We start from the raw sequence: 14,600 nt of genomic DNA on the forward strand, positions 1-14,600 counted from the left end.
GATGCCCCTTGAGATAGTGAGCGCCCCGACCACCTCTCAAGGAAGACATCATGGACGATACCCAAGAAATTACCCTGCCCGACGCTGCCGATGTGTTGGCCCTCCAGCCCCTGATCACTGATCTCGCTGCCGACTGCCCCGACCTGCACGCGTTGGCATATCAGGTCGCCAAGGACATTCTCGTCCAGCACGACATCACGGATATCGAACCCGACAAAGTCTGGTGGCACCGGTTCCATGGCGCCCAAAGCAGCTCCACGGCCTTTACCGGCTGGCAGCACATCCTTGAAAAACCCAAGGAATCCATGACCTTCCCGCAACTGGTCATGCAACGTTTCAGCGTCCACGACCAGGACAATGCCGACCTGCTGGACCTCTACGGCGGCTTTTATCGTGTGGGGGCGGACGCCGAATCCTACGATGAAACCAATGAAGTGCGCCTGCACGGCAACGACGTGCTGAAAGCCTTTTGGGACATCAATTTCGCTGATCGCTACAAAACGGCCATCGCGACATTCTGGGAAAAGCACAGCGCCAACTTCCGGGCGCTGGCCAAGTGCACGTTCATCGCCAAAGCCATTGAAGACTACGAGAAGGGTTACTTGACCCAAGAACACTTCAGCACGGTGCTCAGCGCCTGCGCCGGTAATGTCAGCAGGCCGCTCACCCGGCAAATGCTGCTGGACGAGGCGACCACACCCAGCGGTTTATCGATTCGCAAGTTTTGCATTGACCACTTCGTGTCGACGGACATCCTCAGCATCACTGACGACAGTGACCTGAACATTCTCTACATTCCGGGCGAGCTCAGAGGATTTCACTGCTTCAACAAGGTCGAAGAGCTGCACGAATGGCTGGTCAATGAGGTCAAGGATGCTGAAGGCCGCGAACGCATGCTCATGCACTTCAAGCAGGAAGAGCGCGACATCGTTCAGGAAAAGCCCACTTCCCTAGGGCACAAACTGGCCAACTTCACCGGCATTGGTCTGATCGTTCATTTCCTGGAAAACACGGAACATGAAAATGTCGGCCTCACCCACGCCTATGACGTTCTACCCAGTGACAATGAAGCCGGGAACGTTCATTTGCTCCACTATCGTGGCGAGAAAATTGCCGGTGATGCGTTCACCCATTTGAGCCAGTCCACCCATGAGCGCATGCTCAGCGACGCCAATTTCCTGCTGCACTCCAACGGCGAGATCAGGAAAAAGCTGTGGATCGGCTACCTCAATGCCTTCAACCACACGTTCGGACCGATGGCCGCCCTTGCATGGCCGGCAGCGCTGGTCGTCATCGGTGCCGGCATCGCCAATGTCGGCCTGCACATCGACCAGGCCATCAACGGCACCACTGCGATGGAACGTAAGGCCGCGGTCAAAGCTGCGATTTTTGGCAGTGTGGATGTACTGTTTAATTTGCCATTCCTGCGCGGCGCAGTTGAACTGGCAAATGCCGCCGAGATCGCAGAGGCCGCCGAGACAGAAGAGGCGCTTGCCTCCGGGGAAGCGCCGAAGACAGACATAGAATCGCCCGCGATACCTTCCCTTTCCGTCGACGCCGAGGCTATTGGCCCCTCAGACATGGACATACTGGCGCCCTTTGAAACCAATGAGGTTCTCGACGGCGAATTCCCGGTGAGTGTTGAAGGTAAATTTCAAGGCATCTATCAACCCGCAACCGGGGGTCACTACATTACTATCGACGACCGTTTTTTTCAGGTGCGTTACAGCAATGAACTGCGGTCCTGGGCAATCGTCGACCCCACCAATCCCTACTCCTTTTTCCGCAACATTCCGGTACGTCTGAATGAAGCAGATGAATGGGAAATGTTCTCGCGACAGGGTTTGAAGGGCGGTGGCAAAAACCTCTCTAAACCGGCGACACCGAAGCCCGGCCAGAGCACCAGCAACTCCGCGCCACCAGTCCCTGTCCCCCTTGAACCAGTAGCTTCTACCTCCCCCCACCCCACAATGCAGCCCCTTCGTACTCTGAGAACGCCATACGATGTTCAGCCGCGACTCCAGGCATCACTAAAAAAATGGGCATTGAACCTATTCGAAACCCATGTCCGCCTTCCAATGCGTCACTTGCCCGTGTTCACGGTGGAAGACCGCTACGTAAGTCACTTCACCGACAAGCTAAACCTGCTGAGGTCCACGGCCGGACGCTTCTTCAACGAGTTGCAGTGGCGCAACCTGCCGTCTCGGCCAATGATTCCTGCCGTCAGTGAGTCCATGACCAGTGCCGAATTGATTGAGAGAGTATTCGAAACAGCACCGGGGCTGGTCGTGGGTGAAACCCTGGATCGCATCAGCAGCATGCGCTTCATGATTGAAAACATGCCTGAATTCGCTCGGCGGGGTGTCAATACGATTTACATGCGCGGCTTGCTCAGTGATTTTGCCCAGCAAGATCTGAATGCCTTTTTCAACACGGGAAGCATGCCCAAGGATCTGCGCGAATACCTGACCGAGCTCGGCCAGGATCCCGCCGGGCGTTTCAACGAACTGGAACTGGTCAAGAGCGCAAGACAAAACAACATCCGGATCCAGGCCACCGACTGCGCAACAAGCTTTAAAAAACCGCTTTTTTTCAGGCCGGTTGAAGAGCAAATGATCACTAACAGCCTGACGAACGAAATCATGCTTGCCGATAAGGCCTTGAACCAGCCGACCAAATGGGTGGTGTTAACCGGACAGGAAAATATCAATACCTTCCGCGGGATGGCCGGCATCAGTGAACTGCAAGGCGGTATCGGCCTGCGGATCGAAGAGGTCAATCCAGGCGAAAGCCTGGGCATCACCTTGGATCCCGGCATCGAAATCGATCGCGGACCGATCATGCAGAACGAGACCATGCGCGGAACTTTCGACCCATTCTATGCAGACCTTCGCATACAAATGGAAGCGATGCCGGCGATCCGAACCGAGCAGCAAATGGAGAAGCTACTCGATGTACCCAGCAAATACCTGTTCGAGAAAACCGGTGACAGCTACACCCTGATTCACCGCGGCAGAAACGAACTGATCAATCGCACGCCGGTCGAGCGACTCGCCAACGGCAGTTTTGTTATCGACCGACCATCCTGGCCACAAAACAGGCTTCCTTTCCCCAGCATCGAAGCGCTGTCGAGCTCGCTGAACAACTCAGGTATGAGGCTGCAGATGCGAATTCCCACTTGATCAGTTGTATGTAACAGCAGTTTTGCCCGCGAATTCACTGCATACCAAGGAAAGCATCATGGACGATACCCAAGACACAATCCTGGCCAACGCCGTCGATACCCAGACGCTTCAGGCTCTGATCCCCGATCTGGTCGACGACTGCCCCGACCTGTACGCCATGGCGTACGAAATCGCCCAGGACATCCTCACCCGACATCACATCACCGACATCACCCCGGACAAAGTCTGGTGGCACCGGTTCCATGGCGCCCAAAGCAGCTCCACGGCCTTTACCGGCTGGCAGCACATCCTTGAAAAACCCAAGGAATCCATGACCTTCCCGCAACTGGTCATGCACCGTTTCAGCGTCCACGACCAGGACAATGCCGACCTGCTGGATCTCTATGGCGGCTTTTACCGGATCGGTGATGACGCCGAGAGTTACGACGAAACCAACGAAGTGCGCCTGCATGCCAGCGACGTGCTGAAAGCCTTCTGGGACATCAATTTCGCTGATCGCTACAAAACGGCCATCGCGACATTCTGGGAAAAGCACAGCGCCAACTTCCGTGCGCTGGCCAAGTGCACGTTCATCGCCAAAGCCATTGAAGACTACGAGAAGGGTTACTTGACCCAAGAACACTTCAGCACGGTGCTCAGCGCCTGCGCCGGTAATGCCAGCAGGCCGCTCACCCGGCAAATGCTGCTGGACGAGGCGACCACACCCAGCGGTTTATCGATTCGCAAGTTTTGCATTGACCACTTCGTGTCGACGGACATCCTCAGCATCACTGACGACAGTGACCTGAACATTCTCTACATTCCGGGCGAGCTCAGAGGATTTCACTGCTTCAACAAGGTCGAAGAGCTGCACGAATGGCTGGTCAATGAGGTCAAGGATGCTGAAGGCCGCGAACGCATGCTCATGCACTTCAAGCAGGAAGAGCGCGACATCGTTCAGGAAAAGCCCACTTCGCTGGGGCACAAACTGGCCAACTTCACCGGCATTGGTCTGATCGTTCATTTCCTGGAAAACACGGAACATGAAAATGTCGGCCTCACCCACGCCTATGACGTTCTACCCAGTGACAATGAAGCCGGGAACGTTCATTTGCTCCACTATCGTGGCGAGAAAATTGCCGGTGATGCGTTCACCCATTTGAGTCACTCCACCCATGAGCGCATGCTCAGCGACGCCAATTTCCTGCTGCACTCCAACGGCGAGATCAGGAAAAAGCTGTGGATCAGCTATCTCAATGCCTTCAACCGCGTCTTTGGGCCAATGGCTGCAGCGGCCTGGCCAGCAGCGCTGGTTGTCATAGGCGCGGGCATTGCCAATGTCGGCTTGCACATCGATCAGGCCATCAACGCCACGACCCCTGAGGAACGCAAGGCCGCGATCAAAGGGGCCATCCTTGGCAGCGTGGACATACTGTTCAACTTGCCGTTCCTGAGAGGAGCAAGCGAGTTCGCGCAAGCATCGGAAGCAGAGGAGGCAATCATCCCTGGGGAAGATTTGAAGTCGCCGAGCCCCCCAGTGCAACTGCCCTTCGAATCCATCAAACCCGACCCGGGAGAAGCCAGCCTGTTGGCGCCTTTTGAAACCAATGAAATTCTCGATGGCTATTCCCCCATCAACGAGGAAGGCAAGTTTCAAGGCATCTATCAGCCCGAGACAGGCGGTAATTACATCGCCATGGGTGACAGTTTCTACCAGGTGCGCTACAGCAACGAACTGAAAACCTGGACGATCATTGATCCGGTCGATCCCCACTCCTTTTACCGCAACATACCGGTGCACCTGGATGAAATGGGTGAGTGGGTGCCCCTCACGCGTCCCGGTCTGGCGGGAGGCGGCAAGTTTTCCGATCTGTTCGCCAGGGCCGAGCCGCCACTGCCCGACTTCGACGCCCCGGCGACTGCATACGATGTTCCTCAGGACATCAAGCCGGCCCTCAAAAAGGCAGCCAATGGTTCGGAAACAAAGGGCGATTTGAAGGACGGCTTTATCAATCCCAACAATCCAGCCGATGAGCTCGAAGCCTTCAAAAGACTACGCCGAAGACTACACGACGACGCCGTGTCCTTTTATTCGCAGCCGCAACCACAGCTGCCACCCAGGCCTGCCATTCCATTGTTCATCGCGAATGCGAAGCTCAAGGACATCATCAAGACCCTGTTCAAGCGCTCACAAAGCCTGGTCGTCGGTGAAAGTCACTCCAGCGTGGGCAGCAAACAGTTTTTGATCGAGAACATGAGCGTGCTGCGCAAACAGAAGGTCAAAACCCTGTACATGGAGCATCTGCTGACGGATTTCCATCAAACGGACCTGGATGTGTTCAACCGCACCGGGGTGATGTCCGAGGATCTGGAAAGCTACCTCAAGGATCTTGATGCTGCTTTTTCGACCGACCCCAGCAAACAATTCACGTTTGAACAGGTCGTCAGGACAGCGCAAAAAAATAACATCCGCGTGCAAGCCATCGACTGCCTGGCCAGTTACCGCAGCGCCGGTATTCAGAGGCCTGATATCAATTTCCGGCAAAAAATGATGAATTTCTTCGCCCAACAAGTCATCGGCGCCGACCAGACAGCCAGAGGCGCCCATCGCTGGGTGGCACTGGTCGGTAACAGCCACGCCAATACCTATGCCGACGTGGCGGGTGTCAGTGAGCTTGAAGGCAGCATCGGCCTGCGTATCGAGAGTGTGGGCGTGGATGAGCTCGGCGGTATCAAGGTCGACCCCGGGATCTCCGATGTGGCGCGCCCGGGGCAAGCGGTCAGTTTTGTCAAAAATGACTTGTTGCTGCAGATCCCGACGCCGAAAAGCGTGGCCCTTGCGCAAAGGCTGGAAGATGGCCTGCCCAGGCCTGGCATGTACACCCTCAGCACCAGTACCGGTGAACCAATACTGGTTCATCGCAGCCGAACCATCACCAGAAACGGCATGGTGATCCGCGGGAAACTCGTTCGCACGCCCATAAAACAAGATGCAAACGGCTACTACATCGAACGGGATTCCTGGCAAATCAGCGGACGACGCTTTCCAACAACCGAGGGCTTGAGTTCCGCGCTGCACAGAATTGGCATGGCCCCCGTTCGGCTACCCGGCGTCTAAAACGCAAAAAGGCCGTGTGAACAGTGTTCACACGGCCTTTTTTGTTACCTGCAATCAAGCCATCAAGGCCTGCGCAGGATCACTCCCACTCAATCGTCGCTGGCGGCTTGCTCGACACGTCGTAGGTGACGCGGGAGATGCCTTCGATTTCATTGATGATCCGGCCGGAAACGGTTTCCAGCAGTTCGTAAGGCAGGTGTGCCCAACGTGCGGTCATGAAGTCGATGGTTTCAACGGCACGCAGGGCAACGACCCAAGCGTAACGACGGCCATCGCCGACCACGCCAACCGATTTCACTGGCTGGAACACCACGAATGCCTGGCTGACCTTGTGGTACCAGTCGGCCTTGCGCAGTTCTTCGATGAAGATGTGGTCGGCGCGACGCAGCAGGTCGGCGTATTCCTTCTTCACTTCACCGAGAATCCGCACGCCCAGGCCCGGGCCCGGGAACGGGTGACGGTAGACCATGTCGTACGGCAGGCCCAGTTCCAGGCCCAGACGACGGACTTCGTCCTTGAACAGCTCGCGCAGGGGTTCAACCAGCTTGAGGTTCATTTCTTCCGGCAGGCCGCCCACGTTGTGGTGCGACTTGATCACGTGCGCCTTGCCGCTTTTGGCGCCAGCCGACTCGATCACGTCCGGGTAGATGGTGCCTTGGGCGAGGTACTTGATGTTGTCCAGTTTGTTGGACTGGGCATCGAAGACGTCGATGAAGGTACGACCGATGATCTTGCGCTTCTTCTCCGGGTCGGACTCGCCGGCCAGGTTGTCGAGGAATTGATCTTCGGCATTGGCGCGGATCACCTTGACGCCCATGTTCTCGGCGAACATGGCCATCACTTGCTCACCTTCGTGCAGACGCAGCAGGCCGTTGTCGACGAAGACGCAGGTCAGCTGGTCGCCAATGGCTTTGTGCAGCAGCGCGGCAACCACCGAGGAATCCACACCGCCGGACAGGCCGAGCAGTACGTTGTCGGTGCCGACCTGGGCGCGAATGTTGGCGATGGCGTCTTCAGCAATCTTCGAAGGCGTCCACAAGGCTTCGCAGCCGCAGATGTCGAGGATAAAGCGCGAGAGGATGCGACCGCCCTGCTTGGTGTGGGTCACTTCCGGGTGGAACTGCACGCCGTAGTAGCCACGCGCGTCGTCGAACATGCCGGCGATCGGGCAGCTTGGGGTGCTGGCCAGGATGTGGAAGTCCTGCGGCATCCTGGTGACCTTGTCACCGTGACTCATCCACACGTCGAGGCCGAACAGGCCGTCGGCGTCGATGTGGTCTTCGATGCCGTCGAGCAGACGGCTCTTGCCGACCACGTCGACACGGGCGTAACCGAACTCACGCAGCTCGGAACCTTCGACCTTGCCACCCAGCTGTTCAGCCATGGTTTGCATGCCGTAGCAGATACCGAAGACCGGTACGCCCAGGTCAAACACCGCTTGCGGGCAGCGCGGGCTGTCGGCGACGTGCACGGACTCGGGGCCACCGGCGAGAATGACGCCTTTGGGAGCGAATTCGCGAATCGCTTCGTCGTCCATGTCGAACGGATGCAGTTCGCAGTACACGCCGATTTCACGCACGCGGCGGGCAATCAGCTGGGTGTACTGGGAACCGAAGTCGAGGATCAGGATGCGGTGAGCGTGAATGTCGAGGGCCATGATTCAGTCTCGTCTAGATAATTCAGAAACAGTCGTGATTCAGAAACAACTCGGGGCTGAATAGAACAGCCCCGGTTGCTTAACGATTTGCTTGAAGCCTCAACCTACGCGGTAGTTTGGCGCTTCTTTGGTGATTTGCACGTCGTGAACGTGGGATTCGGCCATGCCAGCGCCGGTGATCCGCACGAACTCAGGCTTGGTGCGCATTTCTTCGATGTCGGCACTGCCGGTGTAACCCATCGAGGAACGCAGGCCGCCCATCAGTTGATGGATGATGGCGCTCAATGTGCCCTTGTAAGGAACACGCCCTTCGATCCCTTCCGGAACCAGCTTCTCGGCGCCTGCCGAGGAGTCCTGGAAGTAACGGTCGGAGGAACCTTGAGCCTGGGACATGGCGCCCAGCGAACCCATGCCGCGGTAAGCCTTGTACGAACGACCCTGGAACAGTTCGATCTCGCCTGGCGCTTCTTCAGTACCGGCGAACATCGAGCCCATCATCACGCAGGAGGCACCGGCAACGATGGCCTTGGACAGGTCACCGGAGAAACGGATGCCGCCGTCGGCGATCAACGGAACGCCTGTGCCTTCGAGGGCAGCGGCAACGTTGGCGATGGCACTGATTTGCGGGACGCCGACACCGGCGACGATACGGGTGGTGCAGATTGAGCCTGGGCCGATACCGACCTTGACTGCATCGGCGCCTGCTTCGGCCAGAGCCTTGGCGGCAGCGCCGGTGGCGATGTTGCCGCCGATGACCTGCACTTCAGGGAAATTCTGTTTGACCCAGCGAACGCGGTCGATCACACCTTTGGAGTGACCGTGAGCGGTGTCGACCACCACCACGTCAACGCCGGCATTGACCAGGGCGGCTACGCGATCACCGGTGTCTTTACCGGTACCGACTGCCGCACCAACACGCAGACGACCTTGATCGTCCTTGCTGGCCAGCGGGTATGCCTTGGCTTTTTCGATGTCGTTGACGGTCATCATGCCTTTGAGGGCGAATTTGTCGTCGACGATCAGCACGCGTTCGATGCGGTGTTTGTGCAACAACTCGCGGACGTCGTTCTTGTCGGCGCCTTCCTTGACCGTGACCAGACGCTCTTTAGGCGTCATCACTTGACGGACGGTGGCGTCCAGACGGTTTTCGAAACGTACGTCACGGGAAGTGACGATGCCGACCAGGTCGCCATCGTGCAAAACCGGAACGCCGGAGATGTTGTGCATGCGGGTCAGTTCGAACAGTTCACGAACCGTGGCGTCAGCCTCGATGGTGATCGGGTCCTTGACCACGCCGGCCTCATAACGCTTGACCTTGCGCACTTCGGCAGCTTGCTGCTCGATGGTCATGTTCTTGTGGATAATGCCGATGCCACCTTCCTGAGCCATGGCAATTGCCAGACGGGCTTCAGTAACGGTGTCCATGGCGGCAGAAACCAGAGGAATATTCAGCTCGATGCCACGGGTTAGGCGGGTCTTGAGACTGACTTCGTTAGGAAGCACCTCGGAATAACCAGGCACTAGGAGAATGTCGTCGAATGTCAGAGCTTCTTGGCTGATACGCAGCATCGCGGGGGCTCCCGAGCGGGAAAATGGAAGCGCGCCATTATAGTCAGACACCCCCTCGGGTTCAATGTAAAACTCTGTCTATTTCGACACGGTCGATCGACGGGTATTTAACGCCGAATTCTGTAGGAGCACAGCTTGCTGGCGATGGCGCCCTTAAGTCCGCCATCGCCAGCAAGCTGTGCTCCTACAGTTCGACTTTCACCCAACTGACAGGTTGATCGAGCCAATCGGCAAATTCGTCGATAAAGCTCTGTTTGAACCCGGCCTCGGCCCAGTTGTTGAAGATAAAGCCCAGGTTGGAAAAGCCGCATTCCTGCAGGAAAAGAAACCCGTTGATGTCGTCTTCATGCCCGCATTCCGGACACGTGAAGTTATCGGTGCGCCCCGGCATCCAGTCTTCCAGGCTTTCGAACAGCGCTTCGCCGACTTCCTTGCGGCACTCGGCGCAGCCCGCCTCTTCAAGGAAACCCTTGGCGGGCGTGTAGATGCAGCGCTTGGTGATGATTTCCAGGCCATTGATCGGTTCGCCGAACGGCAGCGCTTCAGGATGCAGCACGACAGCGCGGGCACCGTCGGCGATGGCATGAGCCATGCGGTTGCCAGTGCGGCCACAGGTGGTCAGTTCTTCTTTAATGATGTTCTTGCGCACCAGCCAACGCACGACCGCCCGGGCCCGGGGTTCGTGCACCGGCAGGGTGGAAATTTTCGGGACGATGATGCTTTGCGAATTCATGGGTGCAGACTCTGCAAATACTGAATATTCACCCTTGTAGGAGCGAACCTTTGTGGCGAGGGGATTTATCCCCGTTCGGCCGCGAAGCAGACGCCAGCTCATTAATGCGATTGGACTTTGAAGTGCTGGGGCCGCTTCGCGCCCCAACGGGGCGGTGCGACGTATCGCTAAATCCCCTCGCCACAAAAGCTCACTCCTACAGGATTTTCGGCCGGCAGCTTAATCCCTGACACTCTCAGGTCAAGTGCTCAAGTACCGTCCGATCAAGGCAATTCCGCTGGCCAGCACCAACCAGGTCACCAGCCGCACAAACGCCTCGCGGGACAATCTCATGGTCAACCGCCGGCCAATCCACAGCCCCACTGCCATCGCCGGCAATAAACACAGGGCCAATACCAATAAGGGTAGCTCGGCGTACACACCTGCGACGGCAAACAGGCTCAAGCGCACCACCGTGCTGCAACTGATCAGCGCACTCTGGGTCGCCCGGGCCGCCTCTTTGGGCAGACGACTGTTCAAATAGATCGCATATAAAAATCCGCCACTGCCAAACAAGGCCCCGAACATCCCCCCCACCGTGCCCATTGGCACGGCCCAAGCGGCGGACAATTGGGTCGGACGGGTTTTGACCCACAAGCTGTAAATCGCATATGCGCTGATAAACAGCCCCATCAACAGCACCAACACATCGGATTTCAGATTCAGTAGAAAAATCACCCCCAGCGTGCAGCCCACCGCCATGCACGGCAGCAGCCGCAGCAACTCAGGCTTTGCCACATCCCGTCGCGAAGGCAGCAGATTGCCGAACGCCGCGACGAAATCCAGCAGCACCAACAGCGGTACGATTTTCGACAGCGGCATGAACAGGATCAGAATCGGCCCCGCCACCAGCGCCGTACCGAAACCGGCAATACCGAACACGATGTAGGCCAGTGCCACACCCAGCCCAATCACTAGCCAGCCCATCGCCCCCCACGGCCATTGGTGTAATAACTCCAGCATATTCATCGACACGGCTTCCTTTTAATCCTGCGATGACTTTAGCCAGCGCCGAGCGTTGCGACTAATATCTTCAACGTCGACCACCCATCTCGAAAAGGCATACCTGGTGCTTTCAACTCGCCAATTGCGTTACTTCGTGGAAATCGCCGAAAGCGGCAGCTTCAGCGCTGCAGCCGAACGACTGTTTATTGCTCAATCCGCCTTGAGCCGGCAGATAAAGGACATGGAAACCCGGCTGCAAACGCCGCTGTTCGAACGCACCGCGCGCCAGCCTCGACTGACGGCAGCGGGTGAAGCCTTTTTGCCTCGGGCGAGAATCCTGCTGATCGAACTGACCAAGGCCAGCGAGATGGCCACCCAAGTGGGCAGTGGTCAACTCGGCGTGTTGCGCCTGGGTCACTCCAGCACTGTGCCCATGAGCGGTCGGCTGTTGCGAGGCATCAGCGACTATCTGGATCGGCACGCCGGTGTGTCCATGGACATCGTCAAGCTGTCCTCCGAGGCGCAACTGGAAGAATTGGCAGAAGGTCGTCTCGATGTGGGACTGTTGCGCCTGCCGGTGCTGCGTCAGCGAGAAGGGGTGCAGATTGTTCCGCTGTACCGCGAGCGTTTGTTGCTGGCGGTGCCACCGAATCATCGGCTGGCTGTGGATAAGTCCGCACCAGGCATCGATCTGGCGCAGTTGAAGAAGGAAGCGTTTATTTCCATCCCTCATCCACAGCGTGGTGGCCTGAGCTATCTGTCCGCCGAGTTGTGCATGCGCCAAGGGTTCTTTCCCCAGGCTGCTCGGGTGGTGTCGCGCAAAACCACGCAACTGCAATTGATCCAGGCCGGGTTCGGCATCGCGTTGTTACCGGAATCGATGCAGGACATCGCGCCACCGGATATCCACTTCTTGACCTTGGCCGACCCGGATTGCCACAGCACGGTCGCCCTCGCCTGCCGGCAAAATCCTACGGCACTGGTTCAGCAATTTATCAATACCTGCACAAATCCCTGTGGGAGCGGGCTTGCTCGCGAAGGCGGCGTGACAGTCGACATTAATGTTGAATGTTAAACCGCTTTCGCGAGCAAGCCCGCGCCCACAAAAGGGATTTGCGTGAAGCATGGAGATTGTTTGTCGAATGCCTTTAAACTGCGCCCCATGATTAAAGATCCCTTTACAAGACTCGGCCTGGACCGTGAAGTCCTGACTGTCAGCCAGCTCAACGGCCGCGCGCGGGTGTTGCTCGAAGACGTGTTCAGCAACATTTGGGTCGAAGGCGAAATCTCCAACCTCGCCCGCCCGGCGTCCGGCCACGTGTATTTCACCCTCAAGGACAGCGGTGCCCAGGTGCGTTGCGCACTGTTCCGGCAGAACGCCGCACGAGTGCGTCAGGCATTGAAGGATGGCCTGGCGGTGAAGGTCCGCGGCAAGGTTTCGCTGTTCGAGGGCCGTGGCGACTATCAGTTGATCCTCGATACCGTGGAGCCGGCCGGCGATGGTGCGCTGCGTCTGGCCTTCGATGCACTGAAAGAAAAACTCAGCGCCGAAGGCCTGTTCAGCGCCGAGCGCAAAGTACCGCTGCCCGCGCATCCGCAACGCATCGGCATCATCAGCTCGCCCACCGGCGCGGTGATTCGCGACATCATCAGCGTATTCCGTCGCCGTGCACCGCAGATCCAACTGACGTTGATCCCCACTGCCGTGCAGGGCCGCGAAGCCACTGCGCAGATTGTCCGCGCATTGAAACTGGCGGACGCCCGTGGTTTCGATGCGTTGATCCTGGCCCGTGGCGGCGGCTCGCTGGAAGACCTTTGGTGCTTCAACGAAGAAGCCGTAGCGCGCGCCGTGGATGCCTGTGTGACGCCGATTGTCAGCGCCGTTGGCCATGAAACCGACGTGTCGATCAGCGACTTCGTAGCCGACGTCCGCGCCCCGACCCCTTCCGCCGCTGCCGAACTGCTCGCGCCGGACTCCAGTGACCTGGTCCGTCGGCTCGAAAGCCTGCATCGACGGCTGGTGATGCGTATCCGCGACCGCTTGATGCGTGATCGACTGCGCCTGGAAGGCATGTCTCGCCGCTTGCGTCATCCCGGCGAACGTCTGCGCCAGCAAGCGCAGCGCCTGGACGATCTGGACATGCGCATGCGCCGCGCGTTCGAACGCAGCCTCAATACCCGTCGCGAACGGTTGATCCGCCTGGAAACCCGCCTCGCCGGGCAACATCCGGGACGGCAACTGGCGATGCTCCGTCAGCGCCTCGACAGCCTTGCCGAACGCTTGCCCCGTGCCATGCGCGAAGGGCTCAAATCCCGTCGCCTGCAACTGCAAAGCCAGATGCAGACGCTGCATGTGGTCAGCCCGTTGGCGACCCTTGGCCGTGGCTACAGCATTTTGCTGGACGAACGCGGCAACGCTATCCGCAACGCCGCGCAAACCCACAACGGTCAGCGCCTGAAAGCCAGACTTGGCGAAGGCGAACTGCAAGTGCGGGTCGAAGACAATCACCTGACGCCTGTCACCCTTTCTTTACTGGATTGATCCATGCCGCGTTTTTTAGCTCCGCTGCTGTTGCTGTGCCTGACCTTCAATGCCCACGCCGACAGTTACATCACCCGCCTGTTGAACAAACCGGTGCCGGGCGGCGTGGCCGTGGTGGATCTGGGTGCCTCTGCGCAGGCGCCGAAGGCCAGCTATCAAGGCAAGCCTGTGCTGGTGGTCAAGGAACAGAACAACTGGCTGGCGATTGTCGGTGTGCCGCTGACGGTTAAACCGGGCACGCAGCAGGTCAGCAGTGACGGGCGGAATCTGAATTTCACGGTCGGCAACAAGAAATACCCGGAACAGCACATCACATTGAAGAACACCCAGCAGGTCAATCCGAACCCGGAGAATCTCAAGCGCATCGAAGGTGAGTTGGCCGAACAAATTCAGGCTTACCGCAGCTTCAGCCCCAACACCCCGAGCAATCTGTTGCTGGACAAACCAGTCAACGGCCCGCTGTCGAGCAAGTTCGGCGTGCGCCGCTTCTTCAATGGTGAAGAGCGTAACCCGCACGCCGGCCTGGACTTCGCCGTGCCTGCCGGTACGCCGATCAAGACCCCGGCTGCCGGCAAGGTGATCCTGATCGGCAACTACTTTTTCAACGGCAACACGGTGTTTGTCGACCATGGGCAGGGGTTTATCAGCATGTTCTGCCACATGTCGAAAATCGACGTGAAGGTCGGCCAGCAATTGGCCCGTGGTGGGGTGGTCGGGAAAGTGGGGGCCACCGGGCGGGCGACCGGGCCCCATATGCACTGGAACGTCAGCCTGAATGATGCGCGGGTTGATCCGGCCATCTTTATAGGTGCATTTCAGCCCTGAATAGGCGG

At 58.0% G+C, this 14,600-nt stretch carries 9 protein-coding genes; 5 read left to right on the forward strand and 4 right to left on the reverse strand.

Translation table 11 applies throughout. The annotated features are described in order from the left end of the window. Positions 1 to 50 precede the first annotated feature (50 nt). A complete protein-coding gene (locus KGB03_RS03405; RefSeq protein ID WP_223526347.1) occupies positions 51 to 3,182 on the forward strand; it encodes a membrane-targeted effector domain-containing toxin in 3,132 nt (1,043 codons plus the stop codon). A gap of 58 nt (positions 3,183 to 3,240) precedes the next feature. Beyond that, positions 3,241 to 6,282, forward strand: coding sequence for a membrane-targeted effector domain-containing toxin (locus KGB03_RS03410; protein WP_223526348.1), 3,042 nt, complete (start codon positions 3,241 to 3,243; stop codon positions 6,280 to 6,282). 79 nt (positions 6,283 to 6,361) lie between these two features. Here the strand turns inward: KGB03_RS03410 and guaA are convergent, their stop codons facing one another. The 4 genes from guaA to KGB03_RS03430 all read right to left on the reverse strand — a co-directional run bounded on the left by guaA (position 6,362) and on the right by KGB03_RS03430 (position 11,249). Next, a complete protein-coding gene (guaA, locus tag KGB03_RS03415; RefSeq protein WP_223526349.1) occupies positions 6,362 to 7,939 on the reverse strand; it encodes a glutamine-hydrolyzing GMP synthase in 1,578 nt (525 codons plus the stop codon). A gap of 99 nt (positions 7,940 to 8,038) precedes the next feature. Continuing rightward, positions 8,039 to 9,508: an IMP dehydrogenase gene (gene guaB, locus KGB03_RS03420; RefSeq protein WP_102616756.1), complete on the reverse strand. Its 1,470-nt coding sequence runs from the start codon at positions 9,506 to 9,508 to the stop codon at positions 8,039 to 8,041. Between the two features lie 184 nt (positions 9,509 to 9,692). Next, on the reverse strand, positions 9,693 to 10,241 hold the full coding sequence (locus KGB03_RS03425; protein ID WP_046046046.1) for a hypothetical protein: 549 nt from the start codon (positions 10,239 to 10,241) through the stop codon (positions 9,693 to 9,695). 240 nt (positions 10,242 to 10,481) lie between these two features. Next, a complete protein-coding gene (locus KGB03_RS03430; RefSeq protein WP_223526350.1) occupies positions 10,482 to 11,249 on the reverse strand; it encodes a sulfite exporter TauE/SafE family protein in 768 nt (255 codons plus the stop codon). 100 nt (positions 11,250 to 11,349) lie between these two features. Here KGB03_RS03430 and KGB03_RS03435 point away from each other — a divergent pair, with 100 nt between their 5' ends. The 3 genes from KGB03_RS03435 to KGB03_RS03445 all read left to right on the forward strand — a co-directional run bounded on the left by KGB03_RS03435 (position 11,350) and on the right by KGB03_RS03445 (position 14,592). Continuing rightward, positions 11,350 to 12,300 (forward strand): LysR family transcriptional regulator, encoded by a 951-nt coding sequence (locus KGB03_RS03435; RefSeq protein ID WP_223526351.1) that lies wholly within the window; start codon positions 11,350 to 11,352, stop codon positions 12,298 to 12,300. Between the two features lie 87 nt (positions 12,301 to 12,387). Then, positions 12,388 to 13,767 carry an exodeoxyribonuclease VII large subunit gene (xseA, locus tag KGB03_RS03440; protein WP_223526352.1) on the forward strand — a complete coding sequence of 460 codons (1,380 nt, stop codon included), beginning with the start codon at positions 12,388 to 12,390 and terminating at the stop codon, positions 13,765 to 13,767. Between the two features lie 3 nt (positions 13,768 to 13,770). Then, positions 13,771 to 14,592 (forward strand): peptidoglycan DD-metalloendopeptidase family protein, encoded by an 822-nt coding sequence (locus KGB03_RS03445; RefSeq protein WP_111450272.1) that lies wholly within the window; start codon positions 13,771 to 13,773, stop codon positions 14,590 to 14,592. The last annotated feature ends 8 nt before the right edge of the window (positions 14,593 to 14,600 follow it).

The sequence above is a fragment of the Pseudomonas sp. BF-B-26 genome, from assembly GCF_019956495.1.
GTDB lineage: Bacteria > Pseudomonadota > Gammaproteobacteria > Pseudomonadales > Pseudomonadaceae > Aquipseudomonas.